The sequence below is a fragment of the Brevibacillus sp. BC25 genome (genome assembly GCF_000282075.1).
In the GTDB taxonomy this organism is placed as follows: Bacteria; Bacillota; Bacilli; order Brevibacillales; family Brevibacillaceae; genus Brevibacillus.
In genome coordinates this window covers 1-3,395 of record NZ_AKIX01000084.1, presented here as the reverse complement: position 1 = coordinate 3,395, position 3,395 = coordinate 1, and the positions used below count along the sequence as shown (strand labels likewise).

At 52.0% G+C, this 3,395-nt stretch carries 3 protein-coding genes and 1 pseudogene; all 4 read left to right on the top strand.

From position 1 onward, the window contains the following. Positions 1-448, top strand: a 448-nt coding sequence (locus PMI05_RS21480; protein WP_007726210.1) for a cobalamin-dependent protein, incomplete at its 5' end; no start/stop codon positions are given. Then, on the top strand, positions 445-1,497 hold the full coding sequence (gene meaB, locus PMI05_RS21475) for a methylmalonyl Co-A mutase-associated GTPase MeaB (protein ID WP_007726207.1): 1,053 nt from the start codon (positions 445-447) through the stop codon (positions 1,495-1,497). The genes PMI05_RS21480 and meaB, both read left to right, overlap by 4 nt. 4 nt (positions 1,498-1,501) lie before the next feature. Beyond that, the gene (locus tag PMI05_RS21470; RefSeq protein ID WP_039961149.1) at positions 1,502-3,067 is read left to right on the top strand and encodes an acyl-CoA carboxylase subunit beta; all 1,566 of its coding nucleotides are present in this window, start codon (positions 1,502-1,504) and stop codon (positions 3,065-3,067) included. Between the two features lie 144 nt (positions 3,068-3,211). Continuing rightward, positions 3,212-3,395: pseudogene (locus tag PMI05_RS21465) on the top strand (acetyl-CoA carboxylase biotin carboxyl carrier protein subunit); the annotation flags it as partial.

Sequence of the window (3,395 nt, the reverse complement as noted above, 5' to 3'; positions counted from 1 at the left end):
GCGCAAGATGGCAGACGAATTCGAGCAATGGGAAGGCAGACGTCCCCGTATTATGATCGCGAAAATGGGTCAAGACGGACATGACAGGGGAGCGAAAGTGATTGCCACCGCTTTTGCCGATTTGGGTTTTGACGTCGACATCGGTCCGTTGTTCCAGACACCTGAGGAAACAGCGAAGCAAGCGATAGAAAATGACGTGCACGTGATCGGCTTCAGCTCGCTTGCGGCAGGACATAAAACATTGCTGCCACAACTGGTGGAAGAGCTCAAGAAGCTGGGACGCGAGGATATTGTCGTCGTCATAGGTGGTGTTATACCGGCGCAGGATTACGCCTTTTTGCGAGAGCATGGTGCCGCAGCTATCTTTGGGCCAGGAACAGTCATTCCTGTAGCAGCCCAGCACGTTCTGCAAGAGATCGTGTATCGCCTGGAGGCTGCTGGACAATGACCGGGGGCAAGACTGACAAGAATTTCTTGAACGTTTCCTCCAAGGCGCGCCTCCCACGCTTATCGGTGGATCAATACGTCACAGGTGTACGGGAAAACAGCCGAACGGTTTTGGCGCAGGCAATCACGCTGGTCGAGAGCAATGCTCCCGCTCATATGGATATGGCTCAAGAGGTGATCAAACAGCTGCTTCCTCATACAGGTCAATCCATACGCATAGGGATATCCGGTGTGCCAGGTGCGGGCAAGAGCACGTTCATTGAAGCATTCGGCAGTATGCTTTGTGAAAAAGGTCATCGTGTCGCTGTCTTGGCCGTTGATCCGAGTAGTACGGTTACTCGCGGGAGCATTCTCGGCGACAAGACGCGGATGGAGCTCTTGTCACGTAATCCACAGGCGTTCATCCGACCGTCTGCCACGGGCGGCACGCTGGGCGGAGTCAATCGGAAGACGCGGGAAACGATGCTGATCTGCGAGGCAGCAGGCTACGATGTTATTTTGGTCGAGACGGTCGGGGTCGGACAGAGTGAGACGACAGTCAGGTCGATGGTCGATTTCTTTTTACTGCTGATGCTGACAGGCGCGGGCGATGAACTGCAAGGAATCAAAAAAGGCATCATGGAAATTGCGGATGCGCTTCTGATCAACAAAGCCGATGGGGAAAACCGCACGCGTGCCTTGATCGCCAAAGGTGAATACAATCGTGTTCTGCATTACTTGCAGCCGGCAACCACTGGCTGGGAGACGAAGGCATACATGTGTTCTTCGCTGACAGGGGAAGGCATTGAAGATATTTGGGAGGTCATCGGTCAATTTCGTGAAAACACCATCCAATCAGGCGGCTTTGAGGCAAGGCGCAAAGCGCAGCTACTCGATTGGATGCACAGTATGGCTCAGGACTACCTGCGCGCGACCTTTTTCGGCAATCAGCAAGTAGCCGAGCTGCTTCCCACCATTGAGGGAGCCGTTGCGAGTGGCGAGATTTCACCGACGAGCGCCGTACAGCAATTAGTCGCGATCTATGAGAATGCGATCATGAAAAAGGAATAGAGAGATGGTGGCCCTTATGAGTAACAATATGTACGAAAAAATTGATGAATTGATGGAACGTAAATATAAAATCCAGCTTGGTGGTGGGGATGCACGCATCGATGCTCAGCATAACCGCGGCAAGTTGACTGCACGCGAGCGGATCGAGCTTCTGCTTGACCCAGACACCTTTATGGAGCTGAACCCGTTTGTTGAGCATCGTGCTACGCATTTTGGTCTCGACCAGATGGAGGCACCGGGCGAAGGCGTCGTGACAGGCTACGGAAAAATCAACGGTCGTCCCGTCTATTTGTTCGCGCAGGATTTCACGGTATTTGGCGGTGCTCTGGGTGAGATGCACGCGATGAAAATCGCCAAGGTGATGGACCTGGCAGCGAAAAACGGCGCTCCTTTTATCGGTCTGAACGACTCTGGCGGCGCCCGCATTCAAGAAGGGGTAAGCTCGCTGGATGGCTATGGCACGATTTTTTACCGCAATGCCATTTACTCCGGTGTGATTCCGCAAATCTCTGTCATCCTCGGTCCGTGTGCGGGAGGAGCCGTTTACTCTCCAGCGATTACGGATTTCGTGTTCATGGTAGAGAAGACGAGCCAAATGTTCATCACAGGTCCAAAAGTGATCGAAACCGTTACAGGTGAAAAAATATCTGCGGAGGATCTAGGCGGAGCCAAAGTCCATTCGACGGTGAGCGGCAATGCCCATTTTACGGCAGAAACCGAACAGGAAGTATTGGAAGGAGTGCGCAGGCTACTCAGCTTCCTACCACAAAACAATCGCGATCGCGCACCAGTGATAAAAGCAGAGGAGAATAATGGATGGCAAGAGGAGCTTCTGGAGCTCGTACCTGCTGAAAGCACCAAAGTATACGATGTGCGCAAGGTTATCGAAAAAATCGTGGATCACGGTGATTTCATGGAAGTACAGCAGAACTTTGCCCGCAATATCGTTATCGGTCTGGCGCGTATCGATGGACACAGTGTCGGCATCATCGCCAACCAGCCGAAGGTCATGGCAGGCGGACTGGACATTCATTCATCGGATAAGCTGGCACGGTTCATCCGTTTTTGCGACTGCTTCAACATTCCGCTGCTAACCTTTGAAGATGTTTCTGGCTTTTTCCCGGGAATCAATCAGGAGCACGGAGGGATTATCCGTCATGGGGCGAAAATCTTGTATGCATACTCGGAAGCAACGGTTCCCAAAATCACCGTGATTCTGCGCAAAGCATACGGAGGGGCTTATGTGGCGCTCAACTCCAAGTCCATTGGAGCAGATGTCGTGTATGCATGGCCGAATGCAGAGATTGCCGTCATGGGTCCCGAGGGGGCAGCCAACGTCATTTTTGCCAAAGAAATTGAACAAAGTGAGGACCCGGCTGCGACTCGCGCAGAGAAAATTGCCCTCTACCGAGAAAAGTTCGCCAATCCATATGTCGCGGCAAGTCTCGGGATGGTGGATGACGTCATCGATCCGCGCGAAACCCGCCAAAAGGTCGCGCAAGCCTTGGAAATGCTCAGAAACAAACAGGAAGATCGTCCGTACAAAAAGCACGGGAATATCCCACTATAAAAAAACTATTTTCGAGGTCTTTTCATGGATGAGCGACCGCGTTTTAGCGGAAAGTTTTTATCCGCTCCAGAAAGCTTAAGCAAGTCGCTTTGACATGGTGTGCTTAAGCTTTCTTACACGAAAAAAAGGAGCTCTGATCTTGCTATGAAGCTACATGAACTGCGTGAATTCATTAAGCTGGTGAATCAGTCTTCCATTGAGGAGCTGGAATGGGAGAAGGGCAAGACTCGCATCGTGATCAAAAAAAGCGCACCAATCGAAGTCGTGACTGTCAATGCGCCTGTACAGGTGGGCGAAGTGGAGCATGGCTATCAGGAGGCAGCCGCCA

What these genes read in the sequence shown, in the direction of transcription:
- meaB (WP_007726207.1), top strand. Translation starts at nt 445, where the DNA reads ATGACCGGGGGCAAGACTGACAAGAATTTCTTGAACGTTTCCTCCAAG.
- PMI05_RS21470 (WP_039961149.1), top strand. Translation starts at nt 1,502, where the DNA reads ATGGTGGCCCTTATGAGTAACAATATGTACGAAAAAATTGATGAATTG.